Source organism: Niastella sp. (assembly GCF_045805085.1).
In the GTDB taxonomy this organism is placed as follows: domain Bacteria; phylum Bacteroidota; class Bacteroidia; order Chitinophagales; family Chitinophagaceae; genus Niastella.
This window is the reverse complement of sequence record NZ_JBJMLX010000002.1, coordinates 1-17,646: the sequence shown is the minus strand read 5'-3', so window position 1 is coordinate 17,646 and position 17,646 is coordinate 1. Positions and strand designations below refer to the sequence as shown.

The window sequence follows — 17,646 nt, the reverse complement described above, 5'->3', positions numbered from 1 at the left end:
GAAGTTGACAAGTTAACTAGTTGACAAGTTAACAAGTTAACAGGTTGACAAATTGATAGGTTGAATATAGTAGCGAGGCCGATTGCCGATTGCCGATTCACGGTTCAAAAAACGTAAGCACATGAAAAAGCTAATAGCACTTTATATAATGGTAGCCTGTATACAGGCACAAGCGCAACAAAAACCACACTATACCCAATATATCCTGAATCAGTACATTCTAAATCCTGCGCTCACGGGGATTGAGAATTATACCGATATAAAAGTAAGTCACCGGCATCAGTGGGCGGGTGTGCAGGATGCACCGGTGACCACGTATGTAACCATTCATACGCCCATCAATAAAAAAGATTACCGCACTACGGCTACCTCTTTTGAAGTGCCGGGCGAGAATCCAAGGGGAAAACGGTATTGGGAAGAATACACGGCCGCCGAACCACATCATGGCGTAGGCTTGCAGGTGATCAATGACCGCACCGGTCCGTTGAATTATTTTTCTGCTTATGCTACCTATGCCTATCATATAGGTATCAGTGCAAGAACAAGTCTGGCCGCAGGTTTTGGCGCGGGGTTTACCAATATCGGTTTAAATGCCAGTAAACTTGATTTTGGGAATGTGCAGGTGGATCCTGCTGTTTACAACAATGGGTTGATCAATACTACCAAACCCGATTTTATGGCAGGGCTGTACCTGTATTCAGGTGATTATTTTATCGGACTGGCCGCACAACAGATCATTCCGCAAAAAGTGAGTTTTTCAGACAATACCGTAAAAACAACCAATGGGAAAATAGTGCCGCATGTATTTGCCACGGCCGGTTATCGCTTTTTATTAGATGAAGATTTCAATCTGACCCCTTCGGTAATGGTGAAGTATGTACAGCCGCTGCCGGTTCAGCTCGATCTGAATGCCAAACTGCAATATCGCGATGTAGCCTGGCTGGGGGCCGGTTACCGGTACGACGATGGATTTGCTGCTATGGTGGGCATGAACGTCAGTCACCGGTTCAATATAGGCTACTCGTATGATTATACCACCTCCGGATTAAATATTGTAAGTAAAGGCTCGCATGAGATCATGGTGGGCTTTCTGCTTGGTAATAAATACGACGATGGTTGTCCACGTAACGTTTGGTAAGAACATACAGCCGTTGCGGCAGCAATGAGTTCATCACAATCAAATAAAATCAAAATCAAAAACATGAAACGCACACATCAATGGGGCCTGCACCATTTCTTATCCTGTTTGCTGGCTGCTATGGTATTGATTGGCGCCTGTAAAAAAGGTGACCCCGGGCCGGCCGGTGAAAAAGGCGACAAAGGAGATCCCGGTGCCACGGGGGCTACTGGCGCTACAGGCAGTAAAGGTGATGCCGGCACTGCCAATGTATTGTATTCCGACTGGCTCGATCTTGGTTTTTCCCAGGACCAGGGAAGCGGGGTTTTCTTCACGCAGATCAGTGAAGCCAAGCTTACGGATGACTTCCTGTCGAAAGGAGAAATAAAAGTGTACATCAACCTGGGCACTGCTGCTGAAAAAGTAGTGCTTGCATTGCCGTTTATTTCAGGTACTACACAGATCACGCCGCTGTATGCACCAGGGCTCATAGAGCTGGATGCCACCGTAAATGCGTCCACTGCTACTAACCAAAGTACCGGCGCTAAATCACGGCAATACCGGTATGTTCTGATTCCCGGGGGTGTACACGTTCGTATGAATACACAAATAAACTGGAACAATTATGAAGAAGTAAAAAATTACCTGGGATTAAAAGACTGATCCCCGTTTTATAACTGCAATTGATATTAAGCTGATTTCATCCCTTAAAACGTAAGCACAGAACTGCATTTAAATTGGTATGGGCAGTGCTTTTTCTCGTGCGTTACGTTTGGCCCTGGCTGTATGCCGGGGCTTTTTGGTAGTAAATGATGAAAGGCAGTATTCAGTGGGCAGTATGCAGTGGTGGAAAAGGCAAAGGGCAAAGGGCAGAGGGCAAAGGCCCCGTCGCGGCAACCGCGAGTCGCGAACGTTAGAACCCGAGTCTGCAATTTACCTGTGTAACAAGAAATGGGCATTCTTATTTAATTACCACCTTGTTAACCCTATCAACCCTTTCAACTTTGCCAACATGTTAACTCGTTAACTCGTCAACTGGTCAACTGATCAACTTCCCTCTCTACCTATATATGCCCCAATCACCTAGGTATTTATATTTAATGTTGTTACAACCAGTTGAAGCTGCATCCGGAACGTTATTGCATGACGTTATTAATAGTTAGCCGAAACAGCTGATGTGATGATCCGTCCTTTTCGAAAACATTCGTTATGAGCAACACATTATTTAAAAAGATCAATATCTTCCTCAAGGTTAATGAACAAACCATTGATGAGTACTTCAATGTGAACGACCCGGCGCCTATTTATAAACGGCAGCTGAGCCAGGAGTTTGAAGAGTATATCATGAACTATGCCCCCACCATCAAAAGATATTCGGCTGTTACCTATAAACTAAACTGTGTATGCGAAACAGATAAAGAATTTATCGATCCCCTGGTGCATGCCATTCGCCGCCACTTTTCATTAAAGAAATCTATCAAGGAGGCCGAATTCAAAAAGTTTAAAAAGCGCAACTGGATCTTGCTGGTGTTCAGTTTGGCTACTGTCATGTTCTTCCAGGGCGTAATGCCGCTGCTTTTTAACGCTGAACACCGCATACACTCTGCTTTCAGCAATGCGCTGGATGTGTTCAGCTGGGTAATATTATGGAAACCTATTGAAAAACTCATCTTTTACTGGAATCCCTTCCTGAAAGAACTTTCCATTTTTGACAAACTCACCAATGCACCTGTTGTGATCGTTGGCGAGAAAAAAGAATTGAAACCGGAGATGGTGGAGTTTGCTGCATGAAAAAAAGTTGCTTCATATTGTTTGTCTTTATGCAGTTAATGAGTCACACCGGGTTCAGTCAGGCTAATATAAATTTTGAGCAATACCATGTTGTAAATTCCCATCAACTTTATACGTATATGCCGGTGGTGCATTATCAGCATAAAAAGAACTGGTATGCCGAAGCGCGGTATAATTATGAAGCCGAGAAAACTTTTTCCTTATACCTGGGCCGGGCATTTACCGGTGGTAATGACCTGAACTATTCATTCGTGCCCATGCTGGGAGGTTCAATAGGAAAATTCGAAGGGGTATCAACCGGGTTGAATATCGATATGGATTACAACAGGTTCTTTTTTTCATCCCAATCACAATACTCGATGCCCACCACCCAATACGGCCGGTATTTCTGGTACAGCTGGTCTGAAGTAGGGTATCAAAGCATGAAGTGGTTGTACACCGGGTTGTCTGTACAGCAAACGCATGACCGGTTAACAGGCGATGAACTGCAGCCGGGTATAATGATCGGTTTTACATTCAATAAATTTACCATTCCCGTATATACATTCGATCCATTCGGCAATGGAAGGAACTTTATTGTTGGGTTTAACATGGCCTGGAAGCATACCAGAAAGAAACAGCCCGCTTATCCCGTTGTAAAAAGCGATGTTCCTGCCGCTGGTTCAAACCCATAAATATTTCAGCGTGGCCATTAATAGTAAACCAGTAAAAAGCAAAGGAGTGATAACGAACTTAAAATAGCAGGTGTGGTATCCCGTTAATAATAAAAAGATATTGTGAATAGGGAATTGGTGCAGGACGTTTAATATAGGATCTAGGACAAGTACATCAGGAACGCCATTCTGCTTATGCGGAGTGGCTTTTTCATTGTCCGCCGAAGCCTTGGCGAAGGAGGCTAAGCGAGGTAGGAAGTAAGAAATAGGAGGTACGAAGCTCGAAAATTTCCTATTTCCTGCTTCTTACTTCATGAAGTTTAAAAACAAAGAGGTGACTCTTAACTGAGCCACCTCTTTCAATTGCATATAAGTATTGGTTAGTAAGCGAATTACCTAGATCCCCAGTCCTGATTTCACTTTTTCGAAAAACGACTTTTTGCCTTCTTTGGGGCGTGGGGTATAATATTCTTCAACCCGTTTCATAATGGCAGCCATTTTATCTGTGCTCAGGGTGGTTTTGATCACATAGTCGAGTGCGCCATATTGCAGGGCTTCCCTGGCTACCAGGCTGTTTTCCTGTCCGGAAATTATATATGCCATGATATGCGAATCGTATGCTTTGATCTTTTTAAGTACCTCGATGCCGTTCATGCCTTCCATGTTGTAATCCATAAAAATAACTCCTGGTTGTTCCCTGATCTGCTGTAGACACTCATCGCCGCTGGTAAAAGAGGCCAGGTTGGTGTAACCCAGGTTACGCAGGAACTGCTCATACAGGGTTATGCAAAATATATCATCGTCTACAATAAAGATCTTCAGGTCAGGATACTTAGCCATGGTTATAATGTTTAAAGGTTAATTGCAGTAATTATCGATGGTGCCGGGTGTTGCTTCCGGTAACCTTAAGTTAGGAAAACGCATGGCGAACCCAGGTATTGCTGTCCATTGGGATGGATGTGTAAAACTAATACTTGTATGGGCTGTCTAATAGGTGTTAGTGCTTAAAGTAAAGGCCCTCCTGCGCTAGAGCTTGCGTCTCCGCTCTTCGACCGCCATAGCTGAAGGCGACGGCGGTAAAGTTTCAGCGACACGCGGGCGGCGGGCAATGCAAAGGGTCGAGGCAAAAAGCAAAGGGCAAAGAGAAAAAGGGGCTAGTCAATGACAATCGGCTGAACATAGTGATTGTCGCCATAACGCACAGCTACTTTGTATATTCCTCTGGGGAGGTGATTCGGCAGCAAAATAGTGTGGTTTGAATAAAGATCGGCATGGTACAAAAAGTGTTTAAATACCTGCTGTCCCGCGAGGGAATACAGCTGAACGGTAAAAACACATTGTTCAACGTTATACAATTGCAACCAGAACTTTTTTTGTCTTACCAGGTTCGGGTACACGGTGATGCGTTGAACACGTTTTTTCGAACGGTCTTCGGTTAGTGTTGAGGTGCTCATAGGAGGTCCGGGATAAATGTGGTTTGTTGTGCGCGATGAAGTTAGTGCTTATCCTGATAGGTGACAATAGTATACATACGTGATTTTAACGTATACTTGACATTTCCTCCCGGAGATTAGAGAAATTTTGAATGAGTCAGGTTTTCGGTTATTGAAGCATGGTATTTACTGCAGAATATACTGTGTTAATTGCGTTACTGGTACTAATTTATGATGCGAATTTGTTCGTTGGGTACATGGCGCTGCACCAGGTATTGTTGGAACCGGGAAATCAATGTTGCGCCACCTGATAAATAAAAGGTGGCATTTTTCCAGGCCATCCAGCAATTAGGGTGCATGTCTTCCATCCATTGAATGGCATTATACCCGGGCGATTCCGGTAATTCAGGCACACTGTCGATCAGCAGCTTTAACATACTCAGCACCGCTTCGTATTCGGGATGTAATTCCAATATGCCAAAATATTCATGATCGTTTTTTAAAGCAATCTCTTTTAATGCATTGAATAATTCAACAGTTGATTCATCACCTACAAAGAAGTGATGGGTAGTTTGAAAGTTGTATAACAGTTTTGCCTGTATTGCATGCGACAGTTCATGGTCACTGGTAGCAGGCAGTCCGACGTTCATGGCTTCGTCGGTAGGTTCATTGGCCTGGTAATTAGATAAGTGAAACATGCTATATGTTTTGTTTACGAAACGGATAATTTACCTTTACAAAGGTAAAAAGGGGTTAACTGCGCATTTTTATACAATACGGATAAATATTTATATCAAACGGATTTTATGGGTGTCAATGTGTATGACGAAAATGGTCACCAGTATAAAGTCGGCGACGTGTTTTCGAACAAAATAGTAGAACAGCCTTTGGTTACGGAACGAAGAGAGGTCTTAAGCTTTCCCTTTGGTGATGCTGAAATGGTGCAAATTGCTTTCGCGGGCATTTATATTGTATATGGCGATATGATGCTGTATGAAAGCAAACGATTGCAATGGGAAATAACAGGGGAAATTGACCTGGTTGAAATGCATTTTACCTTAGAGGGTGATGGTAGCATGAAGAATCTGCTGTCAGGAAAAGAACATCATTTCAAAGCCAACCAGCATAATATGCATTATATACCCGTGTTTGCCGGTACTGGCCAGTACGGCGGGCGGCTCGACCGGTATAAATTTATAGAAGTGCATTTTACCACCCGTTTTTTCCTGGAGCTGGCAAAAGACAGCAGCCCTTCATTAATGGAGTTTGCCGAAAAAGTGGCAAAAGGAAATGAACAGGACCTGAGCCGTGAGAATATGCCCATTTCGTTTGCCATGCACCAGTGCCTGCACGACATCATGAATGTGAAAGTGACAGGTGGATTGAAACTGTTATTCCTGCAATCGAAATGTATTGAGCTGTTGACCTTACAGGCCCAGATGTATGAAGATGCGGCGTGTGCTTCCCAAACGCCTTCGCTGATAGTAAAACCCGGGCAGGATACCGAGAGTATTCATTTTGCCAAAGACTATCTGTTACAACATGCCGCCCAGCCGCCCTCTTTAACGGAGCTGGCCCGCGTTGCCGGGATCAATGAATTTAAATTGAAACAGGGGTTCAAAGCCCTTTATAATAATACCGTATTTGGTTACCTGGCCGATTATAAATTAACCCAGGCGTGTGACCTGTTGAGAGCCAGTGTGCCCATTAAAGATGTGGCCGACAGGCTTGGTTATTCTTCCGTACAACACTTCAACAGCGCCTTCAGCAAGAAGTTTGGCGTGCCGCCAGGGAAGTTAAAGGACCCACTCACAAAAAGCCCTTAAATTAGAAATTTGTATATTCAGATTGGCAAGTAAACTTATTAACGATGTCGATAGTTGTAAAAAGAATATACGAACCGGTAGCGTCGAAAGATGGTTATCGCATTCTGGTTGACCGGTTATGGCCACGCGGTATTAGGAAAGAAAAGGCCGAAATAGATACCTGGTTAAAAGAAGTGGCGCCCTCAACCGAGCTGCGTAAATGGTTCCATGCCGGCAATGGAACATTTGCTGAATTTAAAAAGAAATACCTCGCTGAATTAAAAGAGAACCCCGCGCTGAAAGACCTGAAAACATTATTAAAAGAACATAAGCAGGTAACGTTGTTGTATGCAGCCAAAGACGAAGAACAGAATCATGCACAAATTCTTGCTGAACTGTTTGGTTAGTAAGTTATTGAGTTTTTGAGCTATAACTAACGAACCTTTTGTAAGCGCCAGATCTGAATGAACGGAAAACAATTACCCGAACAACAGTCGCCTGGTTTTTGATTAGGGCGACCGCAATCGCACCAGAACTGCTGGTTGGCCAGCAGCATGTATTCATCCAGTCCACGGGCCAAACCGACAGTATGTTTGGCCGGGCCATTTGCCTGCATTACTTCCCAACCATATTTATCAGGCACTTCTTCAAGTTTATTATTGACAAAATACCGTAAGGGATGCCGGTGGGTTTGATCGGCCCAGTAAGCTTTTATTTCTGCAGGATTACGGTGATCGAGGGTGAGCAGCGCCGCATGATAGCCATCGCATACCGAAAGCAGGAATACACTAAAGCCTCTTTCTTTTCCAACCCGCCGCAGTAAAGTATTCCATAAACTTTTCTCCAGCGCCATCGGTGGCAGGCCCCGCGACACGGGATCGGCCTTGGTTATGGGCACCCATTCATCTTTGCGCAACGATAAAAAGCGAACCGTATCGTAACTGCGGATGTAATGACTATCGTGTAACTTTTTGGCCAGTGCTGTAATATCATTTTCGTGGCCATTTAAAACGGTGTGGCGGCTGTACAAACTATCGGGGATGGAAGATTCGCCGAAGATGAGATAATCCAAACCAGCCCGCACGGTATTGATGCATTTATGCCGGAAGCCAGGGCGCCAGTTAGAATCTTTAGGTTGCTCGGGCAGCGCCGTATTGGCGAGAAAGAATTGTTTTATTCTTTCAACATCATCAATGGAAAACAACGCTGTATATTGAATGGAATCTTTATTCAAAGCGGCAGGGTTGGTAGCTGCCTGTTTGGGGGCAAGCATGGAACCAGACAATACAGCTACGATAACAGGGCACAGGACCAGGACGTGTAATTTCATCAGGTATTGAGGTTTTAGGGGCTCTTAATGGACTGTAAAATTAAGAACACGCATGGGAAATTACCCAGTTATTTTTTCCCCGAAAGGTTATTGATCGTTGACTGGATTCCCTGTTTTTCGAGTTGTGTTTTGGCCAGCGCCAATGCCTGTTCATAATGCGCTAAAGCCTGCTGATTATCGAAGCCATTGTACAGTTCGCCCATTAACAAAAAATAAAAATGACTGTTGTTGGCAGACAGTTTGGCTGCTTCCGCTAAAGCCGCCTCTCTTCCTTTTGCTTTGTATAAAGCAAAGATCCTGTTCAGAGCCACGCCGGGCGAATAATTGATCAGCAACAGTTTGTCGTATAGCTGCAGAATGTTAGCCCATTTTTCGGTAGTGTCTTCTTTAATACAATGCCAGTATGCAATGCCTGCTTCCAGGTGATAGGAGGTTACATGATTACCCGTGGCGGCATTGTTTAAAAAATGAATGCCCTGGTTAATCAATGCCGTGTCCCATAAAGCCGGATCCTGTTGTTCATACAACACCTGCGCATCATTATGATCTACCCGGGCGTTGAAACGGCTTGCATGAAAACACATAAGCGCCAGCAGCGCGTTTGTATTGGGCCGGTTGGTGCGTTCATATTCGGTTAGCATAACACCCAGGCGCATCGCTTCTATACAAAAGTCCTTGCGCAGGATGGTATTTTCAGTTTGCGAGTAATAGCCTTCGTTGAACAGCAGGTAAATAATATGCAATACATTGTCGAGCCGGTTCTCCAATTCCCCGTCGGGCAGGGTGTTGTCGATGGGGATCAGTTGGATGTTTTCGTTCCGCAGTTTTTCTTTGGCGCGGAACAACCGTTTGTTGATGGTTTCTTTATTGGTGAGAAATGCTTCGGCAATTTCATCGATACCAAAACCGCAAAGGATGCGCAGGGCCAGGCCTATCTGCGCTTCACTGGCAATGGCCGGATTACAAATGGCAAACAGCATTTGCAACTGGCTGTCTTTAATATTTTGTTGGGAGAAGTTGATGGCTTCGGGTTCCTCGTTAAGGGGTTGTTGCGCTTTTATTTCAGGAATAACTTTTTGTTCGTAGATCTTGTGCCGCCTGAAATGATACAGCGTTTTTTGTTTGGCAACCACGTACAGCCAGGCAGCAGGATTGGGCGGCAGTCCTTTAATGCCCCAGGTTTCCGATGCAGCCAGAAACGTTTCACTTACTATGTCTTCGGCCATTTCAATATGTTCCAACCCAAACTGCTTACTGATAACCGCCACCATTTTGGCAAACTCCTGCTGAAACAATTGTTTTAATGATTCCTGTTCTTTCATAAGATAGCTAAAAGGGTGGGTCGCCCTATGTTAAGTTAGGTGAGCCATCCGCCAGCTGGCGGATGACCCACCTAAGTATTATTGATATACTGGTCTTACTTCCACGCTGCCATCGAAATCCAGAACCGGGCAACCATGGGCCAGGGTAACTGCTTCATCCATATTGTCTGCTTTAACAATGCAAAAGCTTCCCAGGCGTTCCCTGATCTCAACAAAAGGACCATCGGTGATTACGCCCCCTTTTCTCAAGACCTTACCATCTGTTTCCAGGCGCATACCCGTCATACCTAATTTGCCCTGTGCGGCAATACCGCCTACCCAATCCTGCCACTTTTTGGCCAACGCCTGCATTTCAGTAGGGGAGATATTGCTGAAATCATAACTGGGTTGACGAAATATTAACATGAAATCTTTCATACTGTTTTTGTTTTTGGTCCCGCTAAACGGGAAAGTTAGGATTTTTTAATATTATAGGAGAAAGGCTGCAAACAATGAACTTTGAACTTTTAACTAAGCGAATTGTCCCGGCGTATACGTTCCCACCACAGCGGGATTAGGGAACGCGATGTTCACCCGGTTATAACTGTTGATGGTGATCACTGCAAACGTGAGATCGATCAGTTCTTCTTCGGTGAATTGTTGCAATGCTTCATTATATATGTCATCAGCAACATGACCATTGTTAACCTGAGTAAGCGCTTCAGCCCAGGCTAATGCAGCGCGTTCGCGTTCGCTGTAAAAAGGCGCTTCTCTCCAGGCATTCAGCACCAGTAACCGTTGCGCGTTTTCACCATTCGCCAGCAAATCCTTTGAGTGCATGTCGAGGCAGAATGCACAACCATTGAGCTGCGATACGCGATAGTAAATTAAATTCATGAGAGATTGTTCAACCGGTGATTTGTGACAATAAGCACCCAGAGTGTTTAAAGCTTTCAATCCGCGTTGTCCTTTTTCGTAAACGTTAACTACCTGTTTCATTTGATTCGATTTTATCGTTATTAATTAGTGTGTTTATACAGTAATAATGACCGGATCAAACCTGATTGGACAGGCAGGACAAAAAAATTCTTCTTTTTTTTTTAATACAATTATTTACCTGGATCTCATCCTTCGCCTTTCTGCTTTCAGGCCGGTTGAATTGACGGCTTGTTAGTGATTGATGCCGCATAAACCAGCAAGTTAGGTGCCTTAGCGGATTAAAAACCGCATAAAATGCGTTATTTGTTTGTCATTGTGCTTCTTTGTGCGTTAAATAGGATTATATTGCAATACAACCATTACTAACTGTTATGCTTAAAAAAGAGCGTCAGGCTTATATTTTGCATCAGGTGAACCTGCACAATAAGGTGCTATCATCGCTGCTGAGTCAGGAGATCCGGGTATCGGAAGACACCATTCGCAGAGACCTGCAGGAACTGGCTGATGAAGGAAAGATCATTAAAGTACATGGCGGCGCCCTCAGTCATTCTTTTAACGAAGTACATTACCCGGCCGACAATGTTTATTCACAAGACCATAAAAAGATAATCGCCCACAAAGCGGCAGCTCTTATCCAAAACGACATGTTTGTACTTACCAGTGGTGGCACTACCATCATTGAACTGGCGCGCGTACTGCCGCGACAGTTAAAAGCCACGTTCATGTCGGGCAGTATTCCCGCTATACTGGAATACATGCAACACCCAAGCATCGATGTTATTATGATCGGTGACCGCATTTCAAAAAACTCAAAGATCACCATAGGCGCCGAAGCCATTGCCAAGATCAAACAGATCAATGCCGACCTGTGCTTTTTAGGCATCAACGCCATTGACCTGAAACACGGCACTACCGACAACGATTGGGAAGTAGTGCAACTGAAAAAAGCAATGATCCAGTCGTCCCGAAAAACGGTTTGTTTAACCATCTCTGAAAAGATCAACACGCTACAACCTATCCATATCTGTGATATTCAGCACATCGATGTGCTTATTACAGAGTTGCCACCCGACGATCCCAGATTGAAGCCGTATATCGATTTGGGTATACAGGTATTATAAGCGCCTGCCCTGTAACACAAGGCGCTTGTATATCCAGACTTATGAAAACAATGTTAACTGAACAGGTTCAAGATAACAATTGAACTGAATAAGCCTATCCCTATTCAACCACAGATTCATTGACCCAAAAAACTGTTATGAGAAAATTCACAAGGCTGTTACTTGCAGTAGTTCTTCTTTTATGGGGCATGTATGCAACCGCGCAGGATAAAACGATATCCGGTACGGTAACAGATGCCGATGACAACAAGCCTGTTCCCGGCGTATCTATCACTATCAAGGGAACCAACCGGGGTACTCAAACAAACACCCAGGGCGTTTTTTCCATTAAAGCACAAAAAGGCGATGTGCTGATCATTTCCTCCGTAGGATATGAAGGCAGCCAGGTGCGAGTTGGCGATGCAACTACCATTTCGGTTAAAATTAAAAATTCCCAGAAGCAAATGGGAGAAGTAGTGGTAACTGCGATGGATATTAAAAGAAACCCGCGCGAATTGGGTTATTCGGTGCAAACCGTGAAGGGATCAGACATTCAGCAAACACAACGCGAAAACTTCATTAATAGTTTGCAGGGGCGGGTAGCCGGATTGACAGTTACACCTACCGGTGGTACTGCCGGCGCATCGGCCAGCATTGTATTACGCGGTTTCAACACCCTCTCTGGTAATAATCAGCCGTTGTTTATTGTTGATGGTGTACTCATAGATAACCAAACCCTCAACCAAAACTCTTACGGCGGTACAGGTGTGGGGCTGGCATCGGACTTACCCAACCGCAATAGTGATTATACCAACCGTATTGCCGACATAAATCCCAACGACATTGAATCGGTTACTGTATTAAAAGGCCCCGAAGCAACAGCGTTGTATGGCAGCCAGGCAAGTTCAGGCGCTATTGTGATAACTACCAAAAAGGCAAATACTGCCGGCAAGCTGATCGTTACTTACGACAACAATTTCCGTTTTCAGAAAGTTACCCGTTTTGTAGAACTCGATAACCGGTATGGACCCGGCGCTAACGGTGTGCCAACAGCCCCGCCATTGTCTGGACAATTTACCAGCTTCGGTCCGGCATGGCCTGCTGATACCAGGTTGTACGATAATATACACCACTTCTTTCGTACAGGGTTCACGCAAACGCATAACATCGGGGTTGAATTTGGAACAAAAAATTCCGGGTTCCGGCTTACCGGCACTTACCTGGATGATGATGGAACCGTTCCGTTCAATACCTATAAAAAATACAATTTAAAGCTGTCGAATAATACGAAGATCGGTAAATTCATTACCATTAATCCCTCGATCGCTTATGTGAACTCCGACAACGTAAAACCAACCAAAGGCGCCAACGGATACCTGATGGACCTGTATTCATGGCCCGCCAATAATGACCTTTCCAACTACCAGGATAAACTGGGGAATAAATTGTTGCTTTTTAACAGCAATTATAATGTCGATTACGATAACCCGATCTGGAGCGCAAAGAATAATAAAAGCGGTGATAAGAACAGCCGTTGGGTAGCCACTATGGGTATCGACATCAATCCTTTTGAGTGGTTAACATTATCGGGCCGGTTTGGGTACGATACCTATAAACAGGATGGTTATTTGTTCACCCATCCCCAGTCGTTCCTGACAACTTTTGCTAACGCTGGTTCGTTGGACAATTATTACAGAACCTATGAAGGGTACAACCACACCATTACTGCTTCGGCCAAGAAAAAATTTGGCGACTTCAGCACCCGGGTAATGGTGGGTACTATGTGGGAAGATTTTGAGACCAAACAGTTTGGCGTTTCCGGCACACACCTCAAAGATTCAATCAGCACCGATAGCAGCAATACGCTTGAAAGCACCCGTACCCGGTTGCTAAGGAATTATTTTGGTAAGCCCAATTTGAGTGTATTGAGAGAACTGGCTTATTTTGGCGAAGCGTCAATTGGCTGGAAAGACCTGGTTTATTTAACTTATTCACATCGGTTGGAGAATGCTTCTCCGCTTCCCAATAAAAACAACAAATACAATTATCCTGGCGCCAGTTTGAGTATGATCCTGTCTGATATCTTCCCGAAGATCAAAGGTAAGGTATTGGAATACGCCAAATTAAGAGCATCACTTGCCAGCACGGCACGTTTGAATGATCCGTATTCGAACCAGAGTGTATTTGTAAATAACCAAAGCAGCAGTGCTATAAGCCCGACCTACACGTACGGGTATACGAAATCCAATCCCGACCTGCGGCCTGAAAGGCAAAAGACCTATGAAATTGGTACTGAACTCAGGTTCCTGAATAACGCCATTACCCTGGAAGCGGCTTATTATAACACACTTTGTACCGATCAGATCGTTCAGGGATTCAGGGCCAGCTATGCTACCGGCGCTGTGTTGAATACCGACAATGCGGCTTCGCTGCGTAATCAGGGCGTAGAATTGACCCTGAACCTTACGCCCATCAGGAAAAATGATTTTAACTGGAACGTAAGTTTCAATTTCAACCACATGTGGAGTAAAGTACTGACGCTGCCTGATGCCATTGGTAAGGACAATGACTTTTATAACTCAGACAACCTGTTCAGTGCAAGAGGTGGTTTGGTGCGTGGTCATCAAACAGGAACCATTACCGGTTCTAAGTATGTAAGAAATAACAAGGGACAGGTTGTGGTTAGCCCATTGAACGGATTGCCCGAAATAGATGCCAACTTTAAGATCATCGGTGACCGTACACCCGACTTCACGCTGGGAACCCTGAACACTTTCCGGTATAAAAACTGGAACCTGAGTATTCTGTGGGACCTGAAAGTTGGTGGCGATATTTACAACCTGGCCGACCAGGTAATTACCAGTTTGGGTAAAACAAAAAGAACTTCCGACAGAACAACGCCACGTGTTGTAAACGGGGTATTGGATGATGGTTTACAAAACAGCGATAACCCAACGCCGAATAACATTGTAGTAGTGCCTTATTATTTGAATAGCTATTACACCATGCCTAATGAAGAATACATTTCGCATCATGTAAACTGGCTGAAGTTGAGAGATGTAACATTAAGCTACACCTTGCCTGAGAAAGTTACACATTTTATAAAAGGTATTAAATCATTAAGTGTGTTTGCAACCGGTAACGATTTGATCCTGTTTACCAATTATGAAGGCGCTGATCCTTCGGTGATAGCCAATAACCCGGGTTCTGTGGGTGTAGGTTCTTATGGTTTCGATTACGGCAGCCCGGCCACACCGCTTAGTGCAAGCTTTGGACTACGTGCCCGTTTTTAATCTGATACATTACCAATGCAAAATTCAAATTCATTTTATGCGATATAAATTTCAAATTACCTTATTAGCCCTGGCGATTGGTGCGGTTTGCATGCAGGGATGCAGCAAAAAGATTGATGAGGCTTATCAAAATCCCAATGCGTCGGTGCGAGTGCCCATTGAATCGATAATGCCCGGTGTGATCGGTGGATTGACCTACTTCTATTCATCCAATGGTACTGGATTTGGCGTTCAGCTGGATGCTACTTATATAGGAAGATATGTGCAATATTTCGGCATTCAGACCGACCTGGATTCATACGGTGAAATGGGCGGGGTGACCGGCGCCAGCGACAATACAGGTTCCATGTGGGGAGCCGTATATTATGGGCATGGAAAAAATATAAACAAGATCATTGAATGGGGTACCGAAGAACAGAAATGGGACTATGTTGGGGCAGCCTGGGCCATCAGAGCATGGGGCTGGCTTGAGCTGACCAATGAGTACAACGATGGCATTTTAAGTGAAGCCTGGAATGAAAATCTATCACAATTTCATTACGATGCCTCCGCTGATTTTTATGATAGCTGTCGTGCCGTTTGTTACAGATCGCTTAGCTTCTTAAACAGGACCGATGGTAATGTAAACAAAGAGAATTTTGCCAAAGGAGATGCCTATTTTAATGGCGGCGATGTAAACAAATGGAAAAAGTTTGTGTATGGCATTCTGGCCCGCTCTTATATTGACCTCAGTGCCAAAAATTTGTTTGCGGCCAACAATTATGCCTTTGCCGATTCAGCAGCTAAATATGCTGATCTGGCTATGACAACAAATGACGATAATGCTTACGTAAAAACAGCAGGAGGTTTGCTGAGCGCTACCAATAATTATTATGGTCCTTTCCGTGCCAATATGGGGGCGTACAGACAGTGTTCCTATATAGCCGATCTGATGAGTGGCCGTAACACTACTGCCTTCAATGGGGTAAGTGATCCCAGGAGCTGGTATATGCTTCGTGAGAACAAGTCCGGCAACTTTATGGGCTTTTTACCCTGGAGAGGTGGCAAAACCCCCGGGTTGAATTCGAGCACATATCCTTTTAACTTCTGGGGACATGCTACCTACAATTCAACCGCAGCGCCAACAACAGATACCAGCCGTTACCTGTGGCAAAATACCAGCCCCTGGCCTATGATGACGGCATCTGAAATGCAGTTTACAAAAGCGGAAGCATTATACAGAAAGGGTGATAATGCAGGTGCATTGGCTGCTTATAAAAATGCCATCAGTCTTAATTTCGACATGTTAACTACTACTTATCCGCAACATATTCCGGTAGCCAATGCAATTACACCGGCTGTTAAAGACGCTTATTTGAATAATCCGGCTGTAGTGCCCGTTTTAGCAAAAGATCTTACGCTCACTCAAATTATGCTGCAAAAATACATTGCCTTGTATGTTTGGGGAACGCACCAGACATGGATCGACATGCGTAAATTTCATTATACCGATATTGACCCGGCAACAGGCAAGCAGGTGTATGCTGATTTTACACCGCCTTCAGGAGGTGATCTCTATCCTGACAATGGTGGCAAGCTGGTATACAGGGTGCGGCCTCGCTTCAACTCGGAATACGTTTGGAATATTCTTGAATTGCAGAGAATCGGTGCCACCAATTTAGATTACCACACACTTGAAATGTGGTTCAGCCAACCTTAAGCATTAAAAAAAAGAAAATGAAAAAAATTTTTATAAATACATTGGCCTTCGTTGCTATACTTTTCGCTTGCACGGGTTGCGAGAAAAAAACAGAAAGGGTTGCCGATTTCGCGCCTCCTGGTTCTGACCAGGCTTTTTTAAAGGTTAACTATGCATCGGCTTATCAGAAAAGTTCTTCTGTACAATTAAAGATCAATGACATTCGGGTAAGTAATCCTTTTACTTACGCATATCCTTTTCCGGGAGGTGGATTGAATACACAGGGTTCCAGTGACCCGACTTATTTTGCAGTTGCTCCAGGCAAGGTAGGAATTTCAATTTCGTATCCCAAGTTGAATTCAAATGTGGACTCGCTTGTTCTTTACTCGGGTACTGTAAACCTTGAAGCGAATAAGCATTACACTTTTCATATTGCGGATACAGCAGCGAATACGCAGGGCATACTGATGAATGAAGACTTTGTTGCTCCTGATGCGGATGGCTCAAAGTACAGGTTCGTCAACCTTATGCCGAACCTTCCTGCACTTGATCTTTATTTTGGATCCACACTTGTTGCAGCCAATGTTCCTTACAAAGGAAGCAGTCCTTACTTTACGTTGCTGAGGACAACAACTCCGTCACAGTGGGCCATCCGACCAGCAGGTGCGGCGGCCACCAGCACACCCCTTACCACTTATACGGTTGCACCCGCTACTTACAGTATTCCTTACCAGAGAGAGCTAACCGTTTTTGCGCGTGGCTACAGTACTATTACCGGAACTACCGATGTGCGCAGGGCACAGATCTCACTGTATTACGTCCGTTGATAAATGATTGCATAAATAAAAGGCTGCTCTGCGGAGCAGCCTTTTATATTATCCGAAAAAGAGATAGCACAGTAAAATGGAAGTGAGGATGCCAACAAGATCAGCAAGCAGCATGGCACCTACAGCATAGCGGGTATCTTTTACATTAACAGCGCCAAAATAAACAGCGATCACATAAAATGTGGTATCCGATGAACCTTGCAGGATACTCGAAAGTCTGCCTGCAAATGAATCTGCACCGTGAGCCTTCATTGTATCTACCATCATTCCTCGCGCACCACTTCCGCTCAGTGGCCTGATGAGCGCCGTTGGCAATCCGTCAACAAACCTCGTATCGGTTCCTAGTGCAGCAAACATGTTTTTCATACCGGCGATCACG

The 17,646-nt window shown here is 44.4% G+C and carries 17 protein-coding genes and 1 pseudogene; 10 read left to right on the top strand and 8 right to left on the bottom strand.

Features of this window, described 5'->3' with window-relative positions:
* The first annotated feature begins 121 nt into the window (after positions 1–121).
* From ACJ751_RS00215 to ACJ751_RS00200, 4 genes are all read left to right on the top strand, one after another.
* Positions 122–1,138 (top strand): type IX secretion system membrane protein PorP/SprF, encoded by a 1,017-nt coding sequence (locus ACJ751_RS00215; RefSeq protein ID WP_407743348.1) that lies wholly within the window; start codon positions 122–124, stop codon positions 1,136–1,138.
* 63 nt (positions 1,139–1,201) lie between these two features.
* Positions 1,202–1,780 (top strand): hypothetical protein, encoded by a 579-nt coding sequence (locus tag ACJ751_RS00210; protein ID WP_407743347.1) that lies wholly within the window; start codon positions 1,202–1,204, stop codon positions 1,778–1,780.
* A gap of 546 nt (positions 1,781–2,326) precedes the next feature.
* On the top strand, positions 2,327–2,908 hold the full coding sequence (locus ACJ751_RS00205) for a hypothetical protein (protein WP_407743346.1): 582 nt from the start codon (positions 2,327–2,329) through the stop codon (positions 2,906–2,908).
* Positions 2,909–2,937: 29 nt separating this feature from the next.
* On the top strand, positions 2,938–3,582 hold the full coding sequence (locus ACJ751_RS00200; RefSeq protein ID WP_407743345.1) for a hypothetical protein: 645 nt from the start codon (positions 2,938–2,940) through the stop codon (positions 3,580–3,582).
* A 375-nt stretch (positions 3,583–3,957) separates the two neighbouring features.
* Here ACJ751_RS00200 and ACJ751_RS00195 read toward each other — a convergent pair whose 3' ends face one another.
* The 3 genes from ACJ751_RS00195 to ACJ751_RS00185 form a co-directional block, all read right to left on the bottom strand.
* A complete protein-coding gene (locus ACJ751_RS00195; RefSeq protein ID WP_407743344.1) occupies positions 3,958–4,401 on the bottom strand; it encodes a response regulator in 444 nt (147 codons plus the stop codon).
* 314 nt (positions 4,402–4,715) lie between these two features.
* Entirely contained in the window at positions 4,716–5,015 is a 300-nt protein-coding gene (locus ACJ751_RS00190; protein ID WP_407743343.1) for a T9SS type A sorting domain-containing protein, read from the bottom strand.
* Between the two features lie 203 nt (positions 5,016–5,218).
* A complete protein-coding gene (locus tag ACJ751_RS00185; protein WP_407743342.1) occupies positions 5,219–5,692 on the bottom strand; it encodes a hypothetical protein in 474 nt (157 codons plus the stop codon).
* A gap of 108 nt (positions 5,693–5,800) precedes the next feature.
* On the opposite strand from ACJ751_RS00185, the gene ACJ751_RS00180 reads away from it, so the two are divergent.
* Positions 5,801–6,820, top strand: a complete 1,020-nt coding sequence (locus ACJ751_RS00180) for a helix-turn-helix transcriptional regulator (protein WP_407743341.1) — start codon at positions 5,801–5,803, stop codon at positions 6,818–6,820.
* Positions 6,821–6,864: 44 nt separating this feature from the next.
* Complete coding sequence (locus ACJ751_RS00175; RefSeq protein ID WP_407743340.1) at positions 6,865–7,206, top strand: DUF488 domain-containing protein; 342 nt, start codon at positions 6,865–6,867, stop codon at positions 7,204–7,206.
* 26 nt (positions 7,207–7,232) lie between these two features.
* Here the strand turns inward: ACJ751_RS00175 and ACJ751_RS00170 are convergent, their stop codons facing one another.
* The 4 genes from ACJ751_RS00170 to ACJ751_RS00155 all read right to left on the bottom strand — a co-directional run bounded on the left by ACJ751_RS00170 (position 7,233) and on the right by ACJ751_RS00155 (position 10,429).
* On the bottom strand, positions 7,233–8,129 hold the full coding sequence (locus tag ACJ751_RS00170) for a hypothetical protein (RefSeq protein WP_407743339.1): 897 nt from the start codon (positions 8,127–8,129) through the stop codon (positions 7,233–7,235).
* Positions 8,130–8,197: 68 nt separating this feature from the next.
* Complete coding sequence (locus ACJ751_RS00165; RefSeq protein ID WP_407743338.1) at positions 8,198–9,451, bottom strand: RNA polymerase sigma factor; 1,254 nt, start codon at positions 9,449–9,451, stop codon at positions 8,198–8,200.
* A 78-nt stretch (positions 9,452–9,529) separates the two neighbouring features.
* Positions 9,530–9,868, bottom strand: a complete 339-nt coding sequence (locus ACJ751_RS00160; protein WP_407743337.1) for a YciI family protein — start codon at positions 9,866–9,868, stop codon at positions 9,530–9,532.
* Positions 9,869–9,961: 93 nt separating this feature from the next.
* Positions 9,962–10,429, bottom strand: coding sequence for a carboxymuconolactone decarboxylase family protein (locus ACJ751_RS00155; RefSeq protein WP_407743336.1), 468 nt, complete (start codon positions 10,427–10,429; stop codon positions 9,962–9,964).
* Between the two features lie 311 nt (positions 10,430–10,740).
* On the opposite strand from ACJ751_RS00155, the gene ACJ751_RS00150 reads away from it, so the two are divergent.
* From ACJ751_RS00150 to ACJ751_RS00135, 4 genes are all read left to right on the top strand, one after another.
* The gene (locus tag ACJ751_RS00150) at positions 10,741–11,490 is read left to right on the top strand and encodes a DeoR/GlpR family DNA-binding transcription regulator (RefSeq protein ID WP_407743335.1); all 750 of its coding nucleotides are present in this window, start codon (positions 10,741–10,743) and stop codon (positions 11,488–11,490) included.
* A 137-nt stretch (positions 11,491–11,627) separates the two neighbouring features.
* On the top strand, positions 11,628–14,762 hold the full coding sequence (locus ACJ751_RS00145) for a SusC/RagA family TonB-linked outer membrane protein (protein WP_407743334.1): 3,135 nt from the start codon (positions 11,628–11,630) through the stop codon (positions 14,760–14,762).
* Positions 14,763–14,799: 37 nt separating this feature from the next.
* Positions 14,800–16,461: a SusD/RagB family nutrient-binding outer membrane lipoprotein gene (locus tag ACJ751_RS00140; protein ID WP_407743333.1), complete on the top strand. Its 1,662-nt coding sequence runs from the start codon at positions 14,800–14,802 to the stop codon at positions 16,459–16,461.
* 17 nt (positions 16,462–16,478) lie between these two features.
* Positions 16,479–17,267, top strand: a complete 789-nt coding sequence (locus tag ACJ751_RS00135) for a DUF4397 domain-containing protein (RefSeq protein ID WP_407743332.1) — start codon at positions 16,479–16,481, stop codon at positions 17,265–17,267.
* A gap of 48 nt (positions 17,268–17,315) precedes the next feature.
* Here the strand turns inward: ACJ751_RS00135 and ACJ751_RS00130 are convergent.
* Positions 17,316–17,646: pseudogene (locus tag ACJ751_RS00130) on the bottom strand (spore maturation protein); the annotation flags it as partial.